Source organism: Leeuwenhoekiella marinoflava DSM 3653 (assembly GCF_900129005.1).
GTDB lineage: Bacteria > Bacteroidota > Bacteroidia > Flavobacteriales > Flavobacteriaceae > Leeuwenhoekiella > Leeuwenhoekiella marinoflava.
This window is the reverse complement of record NZ_FQUN01000012.1, coordinates 1-21,924: the sequence shown is the minus strand read 5'-3', so window position 1 is coordinate 21,924 and position 21,924 is coordinate 1. Positions and strand designations below refer to the sequence as shown.

Here is a 21,924-nt window from a genome sequence, read left to right as displayed (position 1 = left end):
TTTTTCAGAAAACTTATTACCCCATAGAGAGAGGCACTTCCATAAAAAGAACATACGCATCTTGAGACGCCTTAATCTCAACAGCATTAGCCTCCAAAACACCCAAACCATCTCTACGTTCCAAAGTTTGATCTCCAGCAGTAATGCTGCCTTCTAAAACAAAAATATAAAGACCGTTACCCGGTTTATTGAAGGTATACGTCAGTTCTTTTCCGGCATCCAGATCGGTGAGATTAAACCAAGCATCTTGATAAACCCAAACTCCGGCATCTTCTTTATTAGGAGAAAGAACCTGCTGTAGTTTGTTTTTTCGGTCTGCTTTATCCAACGTAATCTGATCATAGCGAGGCTCTACATTTTGTTTATTCGGTATCACCCATATCTGAAGAAATTTTACTTCTTCATCTTTGTTTTTATTATACTCAGAATGTTGCACTCCGGTACCGGCGCTCATCACCTGAATATCACCTTCTTTGATAACCGTAGTGTTTCCCATACTATCTTGATGCTCTAAATCACCAGAAAGCGGTATCGAAACGATTTCCATATTTTGATGCGGGTGTGTACCAAAACCCATTCCGCCACTCACCTTGTCATCATTCAACACGCGTAAAACACCAAAATTCATACGCTCTGGATTGTAATAATTGGCAAAACTAAAGGTATGTTTGCTGTGTAACCATCCGTGATTTGCATCGCCACGGCTGTCTGCTTTATAAAGTATTGTTTGCATATCTATTTATTTAAAATAACAGGATTTTCAAGGGAATAACAAGTATACCAATTAAAAAAATAGTCGTTAAAACTAGACATACATTACGTTATTGAATAGCCTCTTACGATACAGACAAATTTAAAATAACAGGTATTACAAACTACATACTAACCAAAAGCTTTGTACTTTTAATTTTCAAAAACTTTTTCAAATGAAAAAAACGGTACTAACCTTACTTGCTCTGACCGCACTTGTGGCCTGCAAAAATGAATCCAAGACTGAAACAACAGAAACTATTGAATCTGTAGAACGAGTTGAAGTAGATCGCACTCCTGAAGAGCAAATCGCGTATAAGATTGCTCAGGCAAATGGTGTCGAAAATTGGGATGAAGTAACTGAAATACAATTTACATTTAATGTAGATCGCGGTGACAGTCATTTTGCCCGCACTTGGAAATGGAATCCAAAATCTGACGACGTCACGATGATGAGTGAGCAAGACACTGTGGCTTATAATCGTAAAAGTGTAGACAGCCTTTCTATGAACGCTGACAAAGGTTTTATAAATGATGCCTTCTGGCTACTGGCTCCAATGCATTTAGTATGGGACGAAGGAACAACCTTAACTGTTCAAGATACCGCTACTGCTCCTATGAGTGAAGAAAAAATGAGTAAGATCACCTTGACTTATGATGGTGATGGTGGGTATACACCGGGCGATGCTTATGACTTCTTCTATGATGAAGATTATAGAGTACAAGAATGGGTTTATCGCCGCGGAAACGTTTCTGAATTTTCTATGGTAACAACCTGGGAAGGATATAAAGATTATAACGGAATAGAAATAGCTTCTGATCACAAAGCTCCTGAAGATGCTGTGCATTTATACTTTACAGACATCGCAGTAAAAACGGAAGAAGACTAGCTCTCTTTCTATTTTTCAGCATATAAAAGCTCATCGTAAAGATGGGCTTTTTTTAATTTCGTTTTAAACCCAAAGCAACTATCCCTGCGATAAGTGTAAAGCTCAACAGGGCTATAAAGCTTCCTTCTAAACTGAAAGTTTCTGCCAAAAAACCTAAAAAAACCGGACCTAAAAGCAAACCTACAAAACCTGTTCCTGCAATAAAACTTATGCCTTCTGAAGCTTGTATGCCTTTTAAATTTCCGCTGTAGCGAAATAATTCGGGAACAATTATAGAAAGCCCAACCCCCACCAAACCAAAACCCACTAAAGCTATCCATGTTACTCCGGTTAAAATCAATCCAAAACCCAGAGTTGCCACAAAAGATCCTGCAATCATAATAAACCGTGAACCAAAATGAGCGCTAATACTGTCGCCAAAAAAGCGCCCGAGCGCCATTGTTCCATTAAAAATCGTGTAGCCTAAACCTACTAAAGCTGCTGCAGCAAGTGTTACTTTTTCCAGATATAAGGCACTCCAATCTACAATAGCACCTTCAGCAGCCATTACCAGAAACCCTATTAAAGCCAAACCAATAAGGGGTTTCAAATTGCGCAACTTTAAACTGCTCTCCCGTTCTGCTTCTTCGGTTTTTAGGTACAAATAATTTCTGCACAAAATCAAATTGAGAAGCATAAGCAGTAAACTCACACCAGCAATATGCTGCCATGGGATTTCTATAAATGGAATCAACAGACTTCCTATCCCTGCTCCTAGCATTCCACCCAGACTAAAAAAACCATGAGAAACAGACATAAAATGCACCTTGTCTCGCTTTTCTATTTCGGTAACCAAAGTATTTATCGTGACGTCAAGCAGCCCCGAAAACAAACCTATCACAAAAAGACTGGCACATAAAACAACATAGGTCTCGGCTATAAATGGACCCAAAAATACCATGCAAAAGCCGAGATTGGCTACAAGTGTTGTTTTCCCAACTCCTAAAAATTGAATAATTCTAGGTACAAAAGAAATAATAGATAAAGTTCCTAAAGCCATAAAAAACACGGCAAATCCTAGTTCGCCTTCACTAATAGCCAATTTTGCTGTGATCTCTGGTATATAAATCGCCCACGTCCCAAAAATGATATTGAGCGTAGCGAATAAAAAAACCGGAGTAAAGTAGCGCAGATTGCTAAAAACTAAACGTAAAGCTTTCATGAAGTTAAGGAATTTACAACTGCCAAATTACCAAAAATCTACGTGCAATGATAACGCAACACATTATATCTAAACAGATGTTTTGATTTGAACCCCGAAACCTTAGCGCTAAGCTTGCCTCACGATTAGCGATGTGTTATTTTTACAAACTATGCTAGAAACAGAAAATAACCAATACGAAAACACCTTAAGCTTTGCTAAACAGGCTGATGCAGCAGACCCATTAGCACGCTTCCGCGAAAAATTCAACCTTCCTAAAGATAAAAACGGGGATAACCTCATTTATTTATGTGGAAACTCTCTGGGTTTACAACCCAAAAAAGCTAGAGCCTATGTTGAAGAAGAGCTTAACAATTGGGCAGAACTAGCCGTTGAAGGTCATTTTAAAGCCAAAACTCCCTGGACAACTTATCACGAGATATTGTCTAAACCTATGGCGGATATCGTGGGTGCTAAACCCAGTGAAGTGGTCATTATGAATACCCTTTCTACAAACCTGCACTTGATGATGGTTTCCTTTTACAGACCTACTGCGAAGCGCCATAAGATCTTGATAGAAAGTGATGCATTTCCTTCAGACAGTTATGCGGTTAAATCTCAAATCAAAGAGAAGGGTTATTATCCTGATGAATCTTTAATTCTTTGGAAACCCAGACCGGGAGAAGATCTGTGCCGTTTTGAAGATTTGGAAGCTTTGATGAAAAAACACGGCGAAGAGATTGCACTGGTAATGATTGGCAATTCTAACTACTACACGGGGCAAAAATACCCTATAAAAGAAATAACACAATTAGGCCATCAATACGGCTGTAAAGTAGGTTTTGACTTGGCGCATGGCGTAGGTAATATAGATGCAGATTTACACGATAACGGTCCTGATTTTGCCGTGTGGTGTACCTATAAATATTTAAACAGCGGCCCGGGAGCACTGGGTGGTTGTTTTGTACACGAGCGTCATGCCAATAACAAAGATATTCCACGTTTTACGGGCTGGTGGGGACATAAAATGGAAAGCCGTTTTAATATGCGTGTAGACTTTGATCCTATTGAAGGTGCAGCAGGCTGGCAACTTAGTAATCCGCCTATACTTTCTATGGCACCTATACGTGCATCGCTTGAGATCTTTGCTGAAGCAGGTTTTAAGAACATTCGCACGAAATCTAAAAACATCACCGGGTATCTTGAATATTTAATCAAGGACCTTAACGATGACCGCATTGCTATATTGACACCAACCAATCCTGATGAGCGCGGTTGCCAACTTTCTATTCAAGTGAAAAATGCTGATCGCAGTATGCACGACGGCTTTATGCAAGCAGGTATTATTTGCGACTGGCGAGAGCCCGATGTCATTCGGGTAGCTCCTGCTCCACTTTATAACAGCTATGAAGATGTTTATGAAATGATACAACGGCTGAAAGAGCTTTTAGCCAAAAAATAAATGGAGTTTCAACTACCAACTAACAAACCACTTTTGAAAAATCAAGAACATATATTAGTTATAGGCGCCGGCCTCTGTGGATCTTTACTCGCCTTACGTATGGCGCAACGCGGCTATAAAGTAACCTTAATGGAGAAACGCCCGGATCTACGTAAAGAAATTGTAGACTCGGGGCGCTCAATCAATCTGGCATTTTCAGATCGTGGTATGAAAGGGCTGCGTCTTGCCGGTCTCGAAGAACAGGTATTACCGCTTTGTATTCCTATGAATGGTCGCATGATTCATAATACAGCGGGCGAACTTTTCATGAGTCCGTATAGTGGTAGAAATGAATATATAAATTCTATTTCACGGGAAGACCTCAACATTATGTTGCTTGATGAATGTGATAAAATGCCTGATATCACCATGCTTTTTAATCAAAAGTGTACAGGTGTTGCTTTAGAAACTGGCGAAGCTACTTTTGAAGATTATAAGACGCAACAAACCACAACCTATAAAGCTGATGTGGTTATGGGAGCTGACGGTGTAGGCTCTGCACTTCGCAAAAGCATGCTTGATCACCGCAAGTTCTTATTCAGTTATGGGCAAGATTTTTTAACCCACGGTTATAAAGAACTATCCTTCCCTCCCGGAGCTGATGGTGGATTCTTGGTAGCGAAAAATGCATTACATATCTGGCCTCGCGGAAAAGATATGATGATTGCATTGCCTAATCTTGACGGAAGCTTTACCGTAACTTTATTTTTATCTTGGGAAGAGGGTAAAGACAGTTTTGAAAGCCTAAATACTGATGCTGCAGTCCTTGATTATTTTGAGCGCGAATTTCCTGATGCATTAGAGTTGATGCCAGATTTACTGAAAGAATTTAAAGAGAATCCCACTTCTCCATTAGGCACCATCAAATGCGCTCCGTGGCACGCTTACGGCAAAGTATTACTGCTAGGTGATGCTGCACACGGTATTGTTCCGTTTTACGGTCAGGGAATGAATTCTGCTTTTGAAGATATTGATGTTTTAGACAAATATCTAAACAAGTACGAAGGCGACTGGGAAGCCGTTTTTAAAGCGTATCAAAACGAGCGCAAGGAAGACACTGACGCGATTGCAGATCTTGCAGTAGATAACTTCCACGAGATGAAAGCACACACCGCACGACCTATTTTTCAGGAAAAACGAAAACTGGAAATTGCCTTTGAAGAAGCTTTTCCTAAGGAATATTTTTCTAAGTACGCTTTGGTTACTTTCAGAGAAGACCTGAGATATTCTGAAGCTATGCGTCGCGGTCGCGTGCAAGACAAAGCGATTCTCAATCTCATTCATGACGGTAAGTTTACCGAAAGCATGAGTCTTCACGAAAAGCTTGATCTGGTTAAATTAGAAACCCGGAAAATGCTTCACGATGATGAAGTTGTTGAAGGACTAGAAGAAGAATAAATATGCACTTTATTTCTGAAGAACTTGATGATTATGCTGTAGCACATTCTGCTAAAGAACCAGAATTACTACAGAAATTGACTCGCGAAACCTATCAAAAAGTGGTACAGCCGCGTATGCTGAGTGGTCATTATCAAGGACGTATTTTGAGCATGATCGCAAAACTTGCTAACCCTAAGGTTGTTCTTGAAATAGGCACCTACACCGGCTATTCGGCATTATGCCTTGCAGAGGGTTTACAGCCTGATGGTGTTTTACACACGATTGATGTTAATGAAGAACTTGTAGACCTTCAGAAAAAATATTTTGATGCTTCCGCTTACGCAAAAAATATAAAGCAACATCTGGGTCCTGCGCTCGAAATCATTCCGCAGCTTGAAGGCAAATTTGATCTTGTCTTTATGGACGCAGATAAACCCAATTACCCTGCTTATTTCGATCTAATAATCGACCGGTTAAGACCCGGCGGCCTCATTCTTTCAGACAATGTGTTATGGAGCGGAAAAGTAGTAGAACCTTTAAATCCTAAAGACACTTCTACAAAAGCGCTTTTAGAATACAATACAATTCTGGCTAAAGATGAGCGTCTGGAAACTGTACTATTAGCTATTAGAGACGGACTTACGGTAAGTCGTAAAAAAATCCCGTCTTGATGTGAGACGGGATTAATAATTAACACTTAGTATAAATACAATTCTTTAAAAAGACTATTTTCTAAAACTGAAAACATCTTTTTAGTGAAGAAATCATAGGTTATAATTTCAGGTATAAGATATTACTAAATTCTCATATCTGTTGTATAGAACTAAGAAAAAAAAGGATCAATTTTCATAAAAAGAATTGAAAATTTCTAACACCTTAATAATCCTAGTACGTACTAAGCTCTAGAATTTACGCTTAACCGGTCCAGTGATATCTTCAATATTCTTTTTTGCCTCGTCGATCTCGCGCTTCATATCTTTTGCTATATCTGTATTGATACCTTGCTTATCTGCACTCTTGGTGATTTCAGTCTTGATATCTTCTGTAGCATTTTTAAGGGTGCGCATACCCTTACCTAAACCTCTGGCAATGTCAGGGACTTTATCTGCTCCAAATACCATTACGATAATGAAAACGATAAAGCCAATCTCTGCGCCGCTAATAAAAAGTGGTATACTCATAGTAGTGCAAATATATAGGGAAAAATGAAAAGCCGGTGAATCTTCACCGGCTTTTTAATGGTAATTAACTCTTAAAAAGAATTAGTCTTGTGTACCTTCTTTAAAGCTGTCAAATTCGCTTTCCTCTTCTGCTTTTGGCCAACTGTTATTGCTCACATCTACATCAGCAGTCTCAAGGTCTGGATCCAGCATCACGCCTACCAATTCTTTATCAGTTGCAAGAACCTTAGTTACTTCGGCATCGTTCTTACGCCATACCTGCACAGGATAGGTTACTTTTTCTTTAGTACCGTCTGCATAGCTATACTCAACGATGATAGGCATAGGGATACCACCCGGCTTGTTAAATTTAACTGCATAAAAATGCTTCGGTGATTTTAATTTTGCACGCTCTGCGGGTGTGAAATTATCCATCATAAACTCTTGTAGATTTGGAGCATTTTCTACAATAGACTTCCCTTTCATTGCAGGATCATAGTCTTCACCATCTTCTTCAACTACATAAACTGCATCAACAGCACTAGGGTCTACACCATAACGGGTTAACATCTCTTTACCTGCAGTTGTAGGATTGTTAGTCAAGTAATATGATTTCACTTCACTAACGCCAATATCTACACTTTCTGTAGTATAGAACCACCCTCTCCAGTACCAGTCAAGGTCTACAGCAGATGCATCCTCCATAGTACGGAAGAAATCTTCTGGGGTTGGGTGTTTAAACATCCAACGCTGTGCGTATGTTTTAAATGAATAATCAAATAAATCACGTCCCATAACGGTCTCTCTCAAAATATTTAAAGCTGTTGCCGGCTTACCATATGCGTTATTCCCTAACTGGTAAACGTTCTCAGGATTAGACATAATAGGAGAAATGAAATCTTGATTTCCACCCATATAATCTGTAATCTTAGAAGGTTCTCCACGACGTGAAGGATATTTAGAATTTGGAGCAATTGCTTCTGGATAATTCTCACCAAAATCCTGCTCAGCTACATACTGCACAAAAGTGTTGATTCCTTCATCCATCCATCCCCACTGACGCTCATCAGAGTTTACAATCATAGGGAAGAAGTTGTGCCCTACTTCGTGAATGATCACACTGATCATTCCAAATTTGGTACGATCGCTATAGGTTCCATCTTCATTAGGACGCCCATAGTTCCAGCAGATCATAGGGTACTCCATACCTTGGTTCTTTCCATGTACAGAAATCGCTTTAGGATAAGGGTAGTCAAATGTCATTCTTGAATACGACTCTAAAGTCTGTACAACAGCTTTAGTAGAATATTCTTCCCAAAGCGGGTTTCCTTCTTTAGGATAAATAGAAATCGCCATAACGTCTCCTTTAGGAAACTTCACAGCTTGTGCATCCATAATATATTTACGAGAAGTTGTGAACGCAAAGTCACGTACATTCTCTGCCTGAAGTTTCCAGGTTTTCTTTTCAGTGCTGCGTCCTTTTTCTATTTGCTCAGCTTCTGCCTGAGTTCTAATGATCACCGGCTTGTCATAACTTTTCTGAGCTTGTTCCCAGCGATTCATTTCTTCCTTACTGTAAACGTCTTTACGATTAACCAAATTACCGGTACCGTCTAATAAGTGATCTGCAGGTACTGTGATCTCCACATCATAATCCCCAAAAGGAAGTGCAAACTCACCGTTACCCCAGAACTGATAGTTTTGCCAGCCTTCTACATCATTATACACACACATTCTAGGGAAGAATTGTGCAATTACATAGTTCTTGTTTCCGTCAGGAAAGCTTTCGTAACCAGAACGTGCCCGATCTACAGTATGCTCAGGGATGTTATAATTCCAACGGATGCTGAACTCAAACTCATCTCCAGGCTCTAAAGCTTCCGGCATTTCGACACGCATCATGGTGAAGTTTATCATATGAGGTAGTTCTTGACCATCTTTAGAAACTTCAGTGATATTGAACCCGCCGTCAAAAGGTTCTGTCATATAGCTAGAAACCACAGAACCCGGCTGAATAACCGGTGCCATACCACTACCGTCTTTTTCTCGAGCAGGTGAATCTTTGGTACGAATATTTTGATCCAATTGCACCCATAAATACTCCAATTTATCCGGAGAGTTATTGATGTACGTGATGGTCTCATAACCACTGATGGTTTGATTCTCATCGTTCAATTCTATTTTGATTTCGTAATCTGCTTCGTTTTGATAATAAGCAGGACCGGGAGCTCCCGATGCAGTACGATACTGGTTAGGTGTTGCAAACTCATTATAAAGTTGTCTAAACTTATTGGTGTTTACATGACCCGATTGTTTTTCTTCCTGTGCCGGCTCTTCTTGCGCAAAACTTGTTGCTCCAACCAGAAGTAACACAGTGAAAAAAGTGTACTTGAGTTTTTTCATAAAAATTATAATCTATATTAAGTGCTTGTGAATGCTATAAAAGTAAAGATTAACCTAATCTTAGTAAATTATTCAGAAAAGTTTAACACTGCTTTATCATTTTCTCGGGTCAATAAAAAGCTTTTCTTGATAGAACCGGCTTTTAAATGAACCACATTTTTCTGATCCGGAAAGAGGTCTGTTAGCAGTGTGTTTTCAATTTCTATGGCCTTAAGGTTTTGAATATCGGTTACTTCAAAAAAACAAACCACATAATCTATCTCATCCTTATGACCTATATACTGTAAAGGTTGTGCTTTGCCGTTTATATTTACGATAAACTTAGCTTCAAAATACTTTTTGATATACCCATCTAATTTTTGCTGATCGTAAGAAGCATCTACCTTTATAGATGCATCATAACGCTCCTGAAAAACTTTTTCTAAGTCATCATAAAAGACTCGGGTTACCATCTTTAGCGCATGATCTTGAGCATCATAATCGGCTTGTGTAACACTAAAATAATATTTATGAAGACCGGCGACAGCCATTAAAGGAACTGCGACAACCAGTAGAAGAATTAGTTTTTTCATAAGGCTTGTAAAAATACAGATTCTGAATTGCTTTTTGTCATTTTGATCAAAATGCATTCCAAAGTATTAATGCTTTTTTTCAACACGCACACCCGCTTCCGCTTTACTTTCTAAATAAGCCGGAGCCTCTTTAAATAACAATTCCATTAAAGTAAGAGGATTACCACTAGCTGCTACGGCTAAGTTAGCTGTATTATCCATATATACATAATGCACAAAGTCATCAATAAAGCGTGCCGGTATTTTCAGTTCTTTGATATACGTGCTGTCTGCTACCAGATTGCGGGCTTCCTGAACTTTAACTTCCATATTAGAGACTTTTACAATCTTCTTAAGGTAAGCCGTACGTCCACTAATCGCATTGATTACTGCTCCTACGGGAATGATTCCGCTACCGCTATGGGTTGCAGTATATAACTTACGCTCTTCTGAAGTAAGAACGGGACCGGTATAAACAGGCAAGCCTGCCTCAGCAGGATCAAAAGGCTTTTCCAGTTTAGGCTTATTCATATCATCACCCAATCTTCCGCTCAGTTCAATATCGCTAATATTTACATCCTCAAGCGCTGTTACCTCAGTTTCCAATTCTATTTCTACATACTTACGGGAGTAGATGGCAGGAGTAATAACCAACTCTTTATGTTTGAATTGCAATGCTGAAATATAAAGCGTATCATTGACACGAACAGGAATCGTAAAATTTCCGCTTTCTGTGGTTATGGTACCTTTTTGTAACGTAAGATTGAGAACATGCAAATACTCGTGTTCTATAGAGTCGTTGAGGATTGTACCTTCAAGCATAACAGCTTCTTGCGCCTGTAGACTCAAAAAGCTGTTCAAGAAAAGAATCCCGATAAAACCAAATATTTTCACCACGTGCGTTAGATTAAAAAGCTCGTTCTAAATACGCACCAAAGATAAGATAGTTGCAAACCAATTTTTAGTTCTCACTTTGAATAGCTTTAAACTCTTCCCGTTTGTTGATCAAAAACTGAATTAGATTCAATTCATTACCCTGCTCCAACATCTCTTTGTTGAGTCCGTTAGCAGCAACATAATCCATATATAAACCTATTTTTCCTTTTTCGATATCTAGATTTTTCTGAAAGAACTCATTAGAATACATCTCAGCCAATTCATCTTCTGCCATTTCATTAATGTTGCCTTCATCAGTATCCTTTTTATCAAAAATTGCTTTAAAAATATTTACAAAATTGAGGCCGTAGCGCCACCTCTGATCATCAACAGCAACATTATCTACCTCAGAATAGCGGTCTGGTTTATTATCTTCAGCACTCAAAGCTGTAGCCGTAAACGCGATATTATCATTTATAGTTTTCACTCGGTTTACATCAGCTACAATATCTCCGGTCAAATCATACGGAGTTACAATAATCTCCTCAAGCTCATTTACCGTTTCCCGCAAAGTAATGTTGATTTGTTTACTGCTTACAATCCCCTGATCTACTAATACGGTAATCGGGGCAAATTGTAAAGACTGAATAACTAATTCATCATTACGCGCAACAGCAATATCAAAAGTTCCTTCTTCTGAAGTAATCGTACCGCGTTGTGCCGTTTTATTATACACTACGATACCTCCCGGACCGTCACCCGATGGTACAATAATTTGACCGTCTACCATAATCCGGGCTAACTTTTGACCGGTAAGGGTAAATGACAAGAATAAAACAAGACATAGGCTGGTAAGAACTTTCATGATAGAGCGATTTTTTGGTACTATGAAGTAACAACAAGAATTTGAAATTTCAGAGTAAAACGGGCGTAAACTTTTGTTAAATGCCTTTTAGTTTTAACTTTGAGCATCTAAATCTATTGCATTTTGAAAAATCTCATTCTTGCCAGCACATCTACCGTTCACGGCGGCTCGTATCTAGACTATCTTAAACCCACATTAAATGAACACTTTAAAGCGGTAGAACGTATTATTTTCATCCCTTACGCAAGACCAGGGGGTATTTCTCACGAACTGTATACCTCAAATGCTCAGAAATTTTTCAACGCCTTAGATATTGAAGTAGTAGGATTACACAGTTTTAAAGATCCCGTGAAAGCACTTGAAAATGCTGAAGGTGTTTTTACAGGTGGTGGCAATACTTTTTTACTGGTTAAGCAATTGTATGAAAACAAAATCATTGCATCTTTAAGAGATCGCCTGTATCAAGACATGCCCTATCTAGGCACCAGCGCAGGCACAAATATCGCCGGCGTAAGTATGCAGACTACAAACGATATGCCTATTGTTTACCCGCCTAGTTTTAAAACCTTAGGCACGGTACCATTCAACATCAATGCGCATTACCTAGATCCTGACCCTACCAGCAAGCATATGGGAGAAACCCGGGAGACACGCATTAAAGAGTTTCATCAATTTAATAACGTTCCGGTTATAGGTCTTCGGGAAGGCAGCTGGATCGAAGTTAAAAAACGCACCTACACGCTACGCGGCCCGCACAGCGCACGTATTTTTGAAGCTACAAAATTACCGTACGAACTTCCAACAGATTCTGAAATTACCATCAGTTAGAGTTTCTTTAAAAAATGATAACCTTTAATCACATAATCTTCATTGAGGTAGAATTTGTGACTGGGAAAATTATGCACATAACTGTTGAGTTCTGAAGTCTCACAGCCTTGCTCCCGGGCATAGGTGTAAATCCACTGAAAAACCTGCTTCCCCAGACCTTTTCCGCGGTGTTCTGCTTTGATAAACACGTGATCTACTTCACAGGTTTTACCGGCATAATGCCGTATTGCGAACCATAAGCCAAAAACTCCGGCAAGTTCGTCGTCTTTATAAATTCCGTAACACTGGTAGCGGTGTTCAAACATATCAGCAAAACGTTCTTTAAGCAACGATTCTTCCACACGGTGCTCCATCAATTCCTGCACCAGTGGTAAAAACATGTTAATGTCTTCTTTAAATAAGCGACGGACATTAATTTTGGACATAATTGGTTATTTTTAAAAGTAAATCACCTCGAGGAAAGCCCACAAGGCATTCGTTAGAAACAAATTTTCAATTTCGAGGCAAGCCTGGGGGTATTAAACCCTTTTGCGGTGCCAATAAAACAGTTTTGATTTCGAGCTGAACCTCGAAGCATTTAAATCTCGATGATCGAGAAAAAAAGCAAAAGTAATGGATAATACGATTCAACATAGAGAAAATGACAAACGCGGTATGTTCTGGATAGAAGGTGAAACCGGAAAAATCTCAGAACTCACCTATACCGTTAAAGACGATTCTACAATTATTGTAGATCATACTGAAACTAAAATGGAATTTGAACACCAGGGTTTTGCCAGTAAGATTCTAGATCACACGGTACAATGGGCACGTTCTAAAAACCTCAAAATAGACCCCTTATGCCCTTTCGCTGAAGTCAAATTTGATGAAAACCCAGATTACGCAGACGTACGTGCTTAATCGCTAATCGTTCTTATTTTGAATACTGAAACGTTTACCATAAAGCAAATTAACGCAACAGAAACCTTTGCAGTAAGACATCCGGTTTTGCGAAAGGGTCGCCCACTAGAAACTTGTGCAATGCCCGGTGACACCGATGATGACACGTTTCACCTGGGGTTGTTTGATGCCCAAAAACTCATTGGCGTTGTTACGTTTATGAATGTGGCTAAACCGCAATTTACCGGCAAGCAATATCAACTGCGTGGGATGGCGGTATTAGACGATTATCAAGGGCAAAGCCTGGGCAATTTACTGGTAGACGAAGGAGAGAAACTACTGAAAGCTAAAACTGTTAACACGCTGTGGTGCAACGCCCGCGTAAAAGCGCTTAATTTTTATCTTAGAAAAGGTTTTGCGATCAGTGGTGAGCCTTTTGAGATCGAACCTGTAGGCACACATTATTTACTTTTTAAAACCCTTTAATGAAACGCAGAACTTTCATACAAAATACCGCACTTGCAACCGCAGCCATCAGTACATTTCCGCAATGGGTTACCGCTCAGGAACGTTTAGATAAAGACCAACTTCTAGGCAAAGGGAATCCAAAACTTGTGGAGCAAAATGGATACCGGTTACGCCCACAGGTAGCAGCGGCTTTTGATAAAATGACTGCTGCCGCACAACAAGACGGCATCGGGATTCAGGTGGTATCGAGTTATAGAGATTATGCGCATCAAAACCGTATATGGGAACGCAAATTCAAGAGTTATACCGGCAACGGCATGAATGATCTTGACGCTATAAAAAAGATCATAGAATACAGCACGATCCCCGGAACTTCACGCCACCACTGGGCAACAGACCTCGATATTATTCAGTCTGAGACCGGGGTAACCAACAATGTATTGGATCCTGATAAATTTCACGGCACCGGACCGTTTTGCGAACTCAAAGCTTGGTTAGATAAACACGCAGAATCTTTCGGGTTTTATGAAGTATACACCAATGATTATGGTCGCAAAGGCTTTAATTATGAACCCTGGCATTTTAGCTACGCGCCACTTTCCGTAGGCTATTTACAACAGTATAAAAAATTGGATATCGCTCAAGTTCTTCAGCAAGAAAAACTCTTGGGAAGCGATGCTTTTACGTCCTCTTTTATCAATCAATATAAAACCGAAAACATACTGGATATCAATCAGGCACTTTTAAACTAGCCAAAACAATTCTACATTATGAAACGAGGCGGAAGAGCGCTCAAGCTATTTTTAGGTGTTGCCATTGTTGCTTTTGGTCTGGTTCGCTATTTTGGCAGTCAGGAAGAAAACCCCTACACCGGTCGTACGCAAGCTATAAGTCTTTCTACGGAAGAAGAAATTGCAATAGGTCTGCAAAATGCTCCTATTATGGCAGATCAACACGGTGGCTTACATCCTGATCAGCAACTGCAGGATTTTGTAGCTCAAGTAGGCAAAAAACTGGTAGATAATACCATCGCTCAGGAAACGCCCTATCCCTATGAATTTCATTTGCTGCGCGACCCAAAAACCGTAAATGCCTTTGCGCTTCCCGGCGGACAGATCTTCATCACATACGCCTTGATGGAGCGCCTGGAAACCGAAGACCAACTTGCAGGCATCTTGGGTCACGAGATCGGTCACGTCGTAGGACGGCATGCTGCGGAACGTATTGCACAAAGCGAACTCGCCAACACCGTGGCAACCGGGGCACAAGTAGGTGCAGATGCCGGAATACTCGCCAGTCAGTTGGGACAAACGGTACTGCTTAAAAACGGACGTGGTGACGAACTGGAAAGTGATGATCTGGGCGTCAAATTTATGCTGGAAGCCGGTTACGATCCTGAAGCCATGATTGCCGTGATGCAAATACTCAAAGCCGCCAGCGGTCGCCAGCACGTACCCGAATTTCAATCTTCACATCCCGATCCTGAAAACCGTATTCAAAAAATAAAAGAAGCTATTGAAAAGTATCGGGGTAATTAATTATTCATTTTGGTATTGCTTTAATTAAACCACAACTATACTCCCCTACAGAAACTTATTTTCTGAACAAAACCCAGCCTTTTCACTATTTACCTATGAAGTTTATTTTTGGATAGCACATCTCTTTTTCTTTTTGCAATCGTATATGATTGAACAATATAATTATGAGATTAAGAACATACATAATCCCAATGAAATACAGGTAAAACTGGTTCCTAGTTTCGAAATGAGATGGTGTTATAAAACCAGTAGTTTCTATTTTGTAAGTGACAATAAATGCTCCAAAGATTAACCCTATAAAGAACAATAAATTCCAAGTGATTTGAAAATTGATAATAGCTTTAGCTACCCTATTCAGATTATTAACTTGACCTTTTTTTGAACCCCATAATATTGAAGGTAATAAAATACCTAAAATAGGAAATAGCAGAAAGCTCAGTGCCGAACTATTAATACTCTTCAAAAAACTAACATCTGTTTTCAATTCCCAATCGGTAAGTTCATTCTGATCAATATTTAAAGCATTGGTAATACGTCTTAAGGTTTCTCCATTTGGAGTTGTTTCACTACCTTCAAGTCGCTGAATAGTTCTCAAGCTAAGCTTGGAGTTTTCAGCAAGTTCTTCCTGAGTAAGACCTTTTCTTTTTCTAACTTCTTTTAAGCTTTCTGATAAAAAAGTGTTTTTCATAAGTGTTATATTTTCAGTCAAACCTAGATCAAAAAGCATATATGATGTAGCGTCACACCTGCGACATCTTTACGTCATCCCTGCCATTGCAAGCTACACAAGCTATCGAAAGAACTTGTTGAAAACCAAAAATAATTACAAACAATAAAATTCATTCATATTCAACTGAAAATAAAAGTCAAAAACAGATGCTTGTATTAAATTATAACCATAAAAATCGTTTCTTCAAACGCTATCGCTATCTCTTTCTAAAGTATTAGTCATTAGCATACAGAGTGATTATCTTTGTAGAACAACTAGAAAAAACCATGAATAAGAAAGTAATTTTAATGATCCTCGATGGATGGGGATTTGCACCTAACAAAGAAGTTTCTGCCGTAGATCAGGCCAATACTCCTTTTATTGATTCACTATATACAAAATATCCACACGCACAGCTGCTGACCCACGGGGGCAACGTAGGTTTACCAGATGGACAAATGGGAAACAGCGAGGTAGGACATATGAATCTGGGTGCCGGTCGTATTGTTTATCAGGATTTTGCTAAAATCAATAAAGCGCTCAAAGAGAATACGCTGCGCGATCAGAAGGAACTTAAAGATGCATTTGCTTACGCAAAAGAAAATAAGAAGCCCATTCACTTATTAGGGCTGGTTTCTGATGGTGGGGTACATGCACACATCAAACACGTTAAAGGCCTTATTAAGGCAGCTCGTGAAGTAGGTGTTGAAGATATTTACATTCACGCGTTTACAGATGGACGTGATGTAGATCCGCAAAGTGGTGCCGGTTTTATTGAAGATTTAAACGATTATGCAACGAACAACGGAGCCAAATTGGCTAGTATTACCGGTCGTTATTTTGCTATGGATCGCGATACCCGATGGGAACGTGTTAAGAAAGCTTATGATGCTGCTGTAAAAGGGGTAGGAACTAAAACCACAGATCCGGTAAGCGTGATTAAAGCTTCATACAAAGATGGTGTAACTGACGAATTTTTAGAACCTATTATAGTAACTGAAAACGACCAACCGGTTGCAACCATAAAAGATGGTGATGTCGTCTTATTTTTCAACTACCGTACAGACCGGGGTCGCGAATTGACAAGAATGTTATCGCAAGAAGATTTCCCGGAGCAGGATACCCAAAAACTGGATTTGTATTACGTGACGATGACTAACTACGATCAGACGTTTAAAAACATCCACATCATTTTTGATAAAGACAACCTGACCAATACTTTGGGTGAGGTGGTTTCTAAAGCGGGTAAAAAACAAATCCGCATCGCAGAAACTGAAAAGTATCCTCACGTAACCTTTTTCTTCTCAGGGGGTCGTGAGCAAGCTTTTGAAGGGGAAACGCGATTGATTGCAAAATCTCCTAATGTTGCCACCTATGATCTGCAGCCGGAAATGAGCGCCTATGAAGTGCGTGATAAAATTGTTGCCGAACTGAAAAAAGAAGAAGTGGACTTTGTATGCCTCAATTTTGCCAACCCGGATATGGTAGGTCACACCGGTATTCTGGAAGCTGCAATAAAAGCGTGTGAAGCTGTAGATGCTTGTGCTAAAGACGTTATTGAAACCGGAATCGAGCACGGTTACAGCAGCATTGTGATTGCCGATCACGGGAACTGTGAGACGATGAAAAACGAAGACGGCTCGCCAAACACGGCGCATACCATCAACCCGGTGCCAATCATTGTAGTAGACAACGATATCAAAATTGTTAAAGACGGGATCTTAGGTAACGTCTCTCCTACAATATTAAATATGATGGGTATTGATAAACCGGCAGAAATGGATCAGGAAAGTCTGGTAAGCTAAAAACAAAAGCTATGAAACGCTACAAACTAAGTCTGTTTGCTTTAGCACTGAGTGTGCTGATAAGCTGCAAATCAAAAAGTACTGCGACTGCATCCGGCAAAGCTCCAGAAGCTCCTGCGGTTGCAGAGGCTCCTGAAAAACCCGAAGCTCCGGCAGTACAGCAACCTCAAATGCTAACTGGTGAGACCGAACGTCGCGAGTTACAAACCGGTACTTTTGGCTCCTGGTTTAATCCACGCTATGAAGAATATGACATCAATAAAGATGTCGTACTTCAATTGAAGCCATTGCTTGAAAATGTAGACATCACCATTTTTATGGGGACTTGGTGTGGTGATAGCAAACGCGAAACACCTCGTTTTTATAAGATTTTAGACGCTGCCGGTAAAAAGCACGGTATCGAACTCATCACGGTAGATCGTTCTAAAACTACGCCTCAAGGACTGGAAGAAGGCAAAGACATCAAACGCGTACCCACGTTGATCTTTAGTAAAAACGGCGAAGAATTAGGCCGTATTGTAGAATATCCTATTGAAAGCTTAGAAGAAGATATGCTTAAGATCTTACAGGGCAAACCGTATAAACATGCCTATGCGGATTAGACCCGGGCTTCGAGAGCCTCAGCCCTCCGATGCGATAGCGTAGCTTTTAAAAGCTATGTAGCCTGAGGGGACTCGAAGGCTACTAATTAACATTAAAAGCGGACTGATTTTATTCTCAGTCTGCTTTTTTTATATAAATGCAGCAGAGCTATCTATAATAAAACCTACCTTAAAGTATGTTTAGCACCTTATTTCAAACTCTTAAAGAAAAAATAGCTTTAAGCGAAGAGGCACACGCCAAGCTACCGCAGTTTTTTGAGCACAAAACACTGGCTAAAAAGGAATTTTTACTTCAGGAAGGTGCTTATTGCAAACAACTGGCTTTTGTTTCTAAAGGTCTTTTAAAATCATATACTATTGACGAAAAAGGACAGGAACACATAAGCTTACTAGCTTGGGAAGGCTGGTGGGTATCTGACTTTAAAAGTTTTATTTGTGATGAGAAAGCCATTCTCTTTATTGATGCTGTTGAAGCCAGCGAGGTGTTGCTCATTACCCATGAAAACTATGAACTCATGCTTAAGGAAATCCCGGAGATGGAGCGGTATTTTAGGATCCTGTATCAAAACAGTCTGGTGACTAAAGACCGCAGACTCATCAGCTCCAACTCCTACACTGCTGAAGAAAAATACAAACACCTATTAGAGTTGTACCCGTTTATCGGGAAACAGGTGCCCCAAAACCTTATCGCCTCTTTTCTGGGCATCACACCCGAGACCCTGAGTCGCATTAAAAAAACCATGCTTTAAGACTCTTGATCTATATCAATGCACAGCTTTAAGGCTTCCCATAATTTTGTATAAAATAAAGAATTATGAAAAACACAGCATTAATCGTTGGAGCAAGCGGTATTTCAGGAAACAACCTTGCTCAGGAACTACTCAACCAGAACTGGACTACCTATGGGATCACCCGAAATTCTGAGGTAAATCTTAAAGGTTTGAAAAACATAAAAGCCGATTTACTAGACCCTAAATCTCTCGAAACCGCATTGACCGATGTAGAGCCCACCCATGTCTTTTTTACCGCCTGGATGCGTAAGGATACTGAGGCCGAAAACATTAAGGTGAATGCTGCTTTAGTGCGCAACTTACTTGAGGTATTGGCTCCTAAAAAGTCGGTAAAACATGTAGCACTGGTCACCGGATTAAAACACTATTTGGGTCCGTTTGAAGCCTATGCAAAAGATGGATTCTTACCCAAAACACCAGTTCGCACAGAACACCCGCGCTTAGCTGTAGACAACTTTTACTACGCACAGGAAGACGAACTTTTTGCTGCTGCAAAACGAGATGGTTTTACGTGGAGCGTGCATCGTGCGCATACGATGATCGGTCTTGCGGTTGGAAATCACATGAATATGGGGACTACCCTTGCTGTATATGCCAGCATTTGTAAAGAAACCGGCAAACCTTTTACATGGCCCGGTTCTGAAGCTCAATGGAAAGGCATTTCAGATGTGACTGATGCGCGTTTACTGGCCAAACAATTTGTATGGGCTGCCACCACCCCTGAGGCCGCAAACCAAGCGTTTAATACTGCCAATGGTGATGTCTTTAGATGGGAATGGCTGTGGAAAAAGATCGCTGCTTATTTTAAAGTAGACTATATAGGTTACACGCCCGGCACGCCTAACCTGGAAACCGTAATGCAAGACGATGGCGACTTATGGAAACAAATCGCAAAAAAATACAATCTTGTAGAAACTGACCTAGACCGGCTGGCATCGCCCTGGCATACCGATCTTGATTTGGGCCGTCCTATTGAAGTGATGACCGATATGAGCAAGAGTCGTAAACTGGGCTTTACAGCTTATCAAGACACTCAGGATTCGTTTTTCGACCTGTTTGAAACGCTTAAAAAAGAATATATTATTCCGGCTTAAACTGCTATTTCATTCAAGCTTAAGCTAAAATTACCGCAGTCTCTTCATTATGTTGAGGCTGCTTTTTAGTATTTTGGTTTCTAAAATACGTGAGACAGGTGTGGCTTCTTCATACAAAACCTGAGATTTATTTTAAATGTGTTATCTTCAGCCTAGAACATAAATGCTCATCTCATGAATATACTTCACATCACCGCCCTCCTACTTTTTGCAGGCATCAGTTTTTTGTTTTGGAAACTTACCCGTAAGCATTTTAAAAACGAATACGGTAAAAACAACTGGAACTCATGGAAAACACGCCTCTTCTATTGGCAAGGAACCTTAGCCGTAGGTACAGCTGGTACGTTTGTAATACTCTATTTATTGCAGTGGTCACAGATCATAAACTGCTATACAACCTAAGCATTGACTATGAAAAAATTTGATTATAAAATCTTAACCATCAGTGTTGCCCACTTTAGAAAAAGCAGCTTCCAAACTGAACTTAATGAAAAGTTTTCTCAATGGGGTGAAGAAGGTTGGGAGTTGATCAAAATGGAGGGCATTTCTTCTGGGGGAATGGTATTTCAAGGAGCTACAACCGAAGAATTTTTGGCAGTTTTTAAACGAGAAAAATAGCCTGATCCCTCATCTTCTAAAACCGAAAAATATCAACCTTACTGAAAGTCATACCGTACCTCCTTCTCTTTCGCCCATGCGCCTGCAAGAATATGGAGTAGGGATTTTTAAAGCAGTTGTTACCAAATCCGCTTTAAAAAAAGTACTCAAAAAACAACAGATTACCGTTAATGGAGCTTTAGCTTCCACAGCAACCTGGATTTCGGGTGGCGAACTAATTGTTTTAAAGCTTCCAAAGCCTGAGACTAAACAAAAGAAACTCGTATTTCCAGTACAGGTTTTATACGAAGATGACTATTTAGCGGTGATTCACAAGCCTGCTGGGATTTTAGTGAGCGGTAACCGTTTTAAAACCATCACTAACGCCTTACCACAAAATTTAGAGTATAATCCGCTGGAGGATACATGTAAACCCCAACCGGTGCACCGCTTAGATTTTGCTACTACAGGTGCGCTGCTTATTGGTAAAACCAAAAAAAGCATCCGATTACTCAATAAGCTCTTTGAAAACAAAGAAGTGAGCAAAACCTATTATGCGGTGACTATAGGCAACATGCCTTCAAACGGAGCAATTAACCAGCCCATAAATGACAAACCGGCTAATTCTTTATTTGAGGTTTGTGATACCGTCGCATCGCCACGTTTTGACCAACTCAATCTCGTAAAGTTAAACCCCTTAACCGGACGCAGGCATCAACTGCGCAAACATCTTTCAGGTATGGGCAACCCCATATTAGGTGATCGGGATTATACGCCTGAAGCCTTGTTACTAAAAGGAAAAGGTATGTATTTGCACGCATATTCCCTCAAATTTCAACACCCCTTTACACTTGAGGATCTGGTTATAAAAGATGAATTACCAAAAGGATTTAAAAAGTTGTTCTTCTCAAAGTTTAGCTAACTTCCTCTAAAAGAATAAAACCTATAACTCCTATTCATGTTTCCTGTTCATTTTTTCCATCGATGAAAAAACGAACCAAAAAAATCTAGGCTTATTTTTACATCCTTGAAAACTACGCAAACCCCTTATCCTGCG

Annotated in this window: 25 protein-coding genes; 16 read left to right on the top strand and 9 right to left on the bottom strand. The window is 39.9% G+C overall.

Translation table 11 applies throughout. The features are described 5' to 3' along the window. Positions 1 to 16: 16 nt before the first annotated feature. Complete coding sequence (locus BUB91_RS11740; RefSeq protein WP_073099427.1) at positions 17 to 733, bottom strand: pirin family protein; 717 nt, start codon at positions 731 to 733, stop codon at positions 17 to 19. Between the two features lie 193 nt (positions 734 to 926). Between BUB91_RS11740 and BUB91_RS11735 the strand changes: the two genes are divergently transcribed. Beyond that, positions 927 to 1,640, top strand: coding sequence for a hypothetical protein (locus tag BUB91_RS11735; protein WP_073099426.1), 714 nt, complete (start codon positions 927 to 929; stop codon positions 1,638 to 1,640). A 52-nt stretch (positions 1,641 to 1,692) separates the two neighbouring features. Here BUB91_RS11735 and BUB91_RS11730 read toward each other — a convergent pair whose 3' ends face one another. After that, the gene (locus tag BUB91_RS11730) at positions 1,693 to 2,841 is read right to left on the bottom strand and encodes an MFS transporter (protein WP_073099425.1); all 1,149 of its coding nucleotides are present in this window, start codon (positions 2,839 to 2,841) and stop codon (positions 1,693 to 1,695) included. Between the two features lie 151 nt (positions 2,842 to 2,992). Here BUB91_RS11730 and kynU point away from each other — a divergent pair, with 151 nt between their 5' ends. From kynU to BUB91_RS11715, 3 genes are read left to right on the top strand one after another with little or no spacing between them, the layout of a single operon-like run. Beyond that, positions 2,993 to 4,282, top strand: a complete 1,290-nt coding sequence (kynU, locus tag BUB91_RS11725) for a kynureninase (RefSeq protein ID WP_073099424.1) — start codon at positions 2,993 to 2,995, stop codon at positions 4,280 to 4,282. A gap of 33 nt (positions 4,283 to 4,315) precedes the next feature. After that, on the top strand, positions 4,316 to 5,719 hold the full coding sequence (locus tag BUB91_RS11720) for an FAD-dependent oxidoreductase (protein WP_241652657.1): 1,404 nt from the start codon (positions 4,316 to 4,318) through the stop codon (positions 5,717 to 5,719). 2 nt (positions 5,720 to 5,721) lie between these two features. Continuing rightward, positions 5,722 to 6,372 (top strand): O-methyltransferase, encoded by a 651-nt coding sequence (locus tag BUB91_RS11715; protein WP_073099422.1) that lies wholly within the window; start codon positions 5,722 to 5,724, stop codon positions 6,370 to 6,372. A 231-nt stretch (positions 6,373 to 6,603) separates the two neighbouring features. Here the strand turns inward: BUB91_RS11715 and BUB91_RS11710 are convergent, their stop codons facing one another. The 5 genes from BUB91_RS11710 to BUB91_RS11690 all read right to left on the bottom strand — a co-directional run bounded on the left by BUB91_RS11710 (position 6,604) and on the right by BUB91_RS11690 (position 11,556). Beyond that, positions 6,604 to 6,882: a Sec-independent protein translocase subunit TatA/TatB gene (locus BUB91_RS11710; RefSeq protein WP_073099421.1), complete on the bottom strand. Its 279-nt coding sequence runs from the start codon at positions 6,880 to 6,882 to the stop codon at positions 6,604 to 6,606. Positions 6,883 to 6,963: 81 nt separating this feature from the next. Further along, positions 6,964 to 9,264 (bottom strand): M1 family metallopeptidase, encoded by a 2,301-nt coding sequence (locus BUB91_RS11705; protein WP_073099420.1) that lies wholly within the window; start codon positions 9,262 to 9,264, stop codon positions 6,964 to 6,966. Positions 9,265 to 9,332: 68 nt separating this feature from the next. After that, on the bottom strand, positions 9,333 to 9,836 hold the full coding sequence (locus BUB91_RS11700) for a DUF6702 family protein (protein ID WP_073099631.1): 504 nt from the start codon (positions 9,834 to 9,836) through the stop codon (positions 9,333 to 9,335). Between the two features lie 66 nt (positions 9,837 to 9,902). Beyond that, on the bottom strand, positions 9,903 to 10,712 hold the full coding sequence (locus tag BUB91_RS11695; RefSeq protein WP_128759384.1) for a hypothetical protein: 810 nt from the start codon (positions 10,710 to 10,712) through the stop codon (positions 9,903 to 9,905). 64 nt (positions 10,713 to 10,776) lie between these two features. Further along, positions 10,777 to 11,556 (bottom strand): peptidase associated/transthyretin-like domain-containing protein, encoded by a 780-nt coding sequence (locus BUB91_RS11690; RefSeq protein WP_128759383.1) that lies wholly within the window; start codon positions 11,554 to 11,556, stop codon positions 10,777 to 10,779. A 123-nt stretch (positions 11,557 to 11,679) separates the two neighbouring features. Between BUB91_RS11690 and pepE the strand changes: the two genes are divergently transcribed. Continuing rightward, positions 11,680 to 12,384, top strand: coding sequence for a dipeptidase PepE (gene pepE, locus BUB91_RS11685; protein WP_073099418.1), 705 nt, complete (start codon positions 11,680 to 11,682; stop codon positions 12,382 to 12,384). Here the strand turns inward: pepE and BUB91_RS11680 are convergent. Beyond that, entirely contained in the window at positions 12,381 to 12,809 is a 429-nt protein-coding gene (locus BUB91_RS11680; RefSeq protein WP_073099417.1) for a GNAT family N-acetyltransferase, read from the bottom strand. The two genes, pepE and BUB91_RS11680, sit on opposite strands and share 4 nt — an antisense overlap. 187 nt (positions 12,810 to 12,996) lie before the next feature. Between BUB91_RS11680 and BUB91_RS11675 the strand changes: the two genes are divergently transcribed. From BUB91_RS11675 to BUB91_RS11660, 4 genes are read left to right on the top strand one after another with little or no spacing between them, the layout of a single operon-like run. Next, entirely contained in the window at positions 12,997 to 13,284 is a 288-nt protein-coding gene (locus BUB91_RS11675; protein WP_073099416.1) for a GNAT family N-acetyltransferase, read from the top strand. Between the two features lie 18 nt (positions 13,285 to 13,302). After that, positions 13,303 to 13,749, top strand: a complete 447-nt coding sequence (locus tag BUB91_RS11670) for a GNAT family N-acetyltransferase (protein WP_083557930.1) — start codon at positions 13,303 to 13,305, stop codon at positions 13,747 to 13,749. Further along, positions 13,749 to 14,483, top strand: coding sequence for a M15 family metallopeptidase (locus BUB91_RS11665; RefSeq protein WP_073099414.1), 735 nt, complete (start codon positions 13,749 to 13,751; stop codon positions 14,481 to 14,483). Before BUB91_RS11670 ends, BUB91_RS11665 begins: the two co-directional genes overlap by 1 nt. A gap of 18 nt (positions 14,484 to 14,501) precedes the next feature. Further along, on the top strand, positions 14,502 to 15,269 hold the full coding sequence (locus BUB91_RS11660; RefSeq protein WP_073099413.1) for a M48 family metalloprotease: 768 nt from the start codon (positions 14,502 to 14,504) through the stop codon (positions 15,267 to 15,269). Between the two features lie 85 nt (positions 15,270 to 15,354). On the opposite strand, the gene BUB91_RS11655 is transcribed toward BUB91_RS11660, so the two are convergent. After that, positions 15,355 to 15,957 (bottom strand): helix-turn-helix domain-containing protein, encoded by a 603-nt coding sequence (locus tag BUB91_RS11655; protein WP_073099629.1) that lies wholly within the window; start codon positions 15,955 to 15,957, stop codon positions 15,355 to 15,357. Between the two features lie 308 nt (positions 15,958 to 16,265). Between BUB91_RS11655 and gpmI the strand changes: the two genes are divergently transcribed. The 7 genes from gpmI to BUB91_RS11620 all read left to right on the top strand — a co-directional run bounded on the left by gpmI (position 16,266) and on the right by BUB91_RS11620 (position 21,789). After that, positions 16,266 to 17,783 (top strand): 2,3-bisphosphoglycerate-independent phosphoglycerate mutase, encoded by a 1,518-nt coding sequence (gene gpmI, locus BUB91_RS11650; RefSeq protein ID WP_073099628.1) that lies wholly within the window; start codon positions 16,266 to 16,268, stop codon positions 17,781 to 17,783. Positions 17,784 to 17,794: 11 nt separating this feature from the next. Beyond that, positions 17,795 to 18,385, top strand: a complete 591-nt coding sequence (locus BUB91_RS11645; RefSeq protein WP_073099412.1) for a thioredoxin family protein — start codon at positions 17,795 to 17,797, stop codon at positions 18,383 to 18,385. A gap of 176 nt (positions 18,386 to 18,561) precedes the next feature. Further along, positions 18,562 to 19,134, top strand: a complete 573-nt coding sequence (locus BUB91_RS11640; protein WP_073099411.1) for a Crp/Fnr family transcriptional regulator — start codon at positions 18,562 to 18,564, stop codon at positions 19,132 to 19,134. A 65-nt stretch (positions 19,135 to 19,199) separates the two neighbouring features. After that, positions 19,200 to 20,270, top strand: coding sequence for an SDR family oxidoreductase (locus BUB91_RS11635; protein ID WP_073099410.1), 1,071 nt, complete (start codon positions 19,200 to 19,202; stop codon positions 20,268 to 20,270). Positions 20,271 to 20,444: 174 nt separating this feature from the next. Continuing rightward, positions 20,445 to 20,672, top strand: a complete 228-nt coding sequence (locus tag BUB91_RS11630) for a hypothetical protein (protein ID WP_073099409.1) — start codon at positions 20,445 to 20,447, stop codon at positions 20,670 to 20,672. A 9-nt stretch (positions 20,673 to 20,681) separates the two neighbouring features. Continuing rightward, positions 20,682 to 20,888, top strand: coding sequence for a DUF4177 domain-containing protein (locus tag BUB91_RS11625; RefSeq protein ID WP_073099408.1), 207 nt, complete (start codon positions 20,682 to 20,684; stop codon positions 20,886 to 20,888). A gap of 76 nt (positions 20,889 to 20,964) precedes the next feature. Further along, positions 20,965 to 21,789, top strand: coding sequence for an RluA family pseudouridine synthase (locus BUB91_RS11620; RefSeq protein WP_083557928.1), 825 nt, complete (start codon positions 20,965 to 20,967; stop codon positions 21,787 to 21,789). Positions 21,790 to 21,924 lie beyond the last annotated feature (135 nt).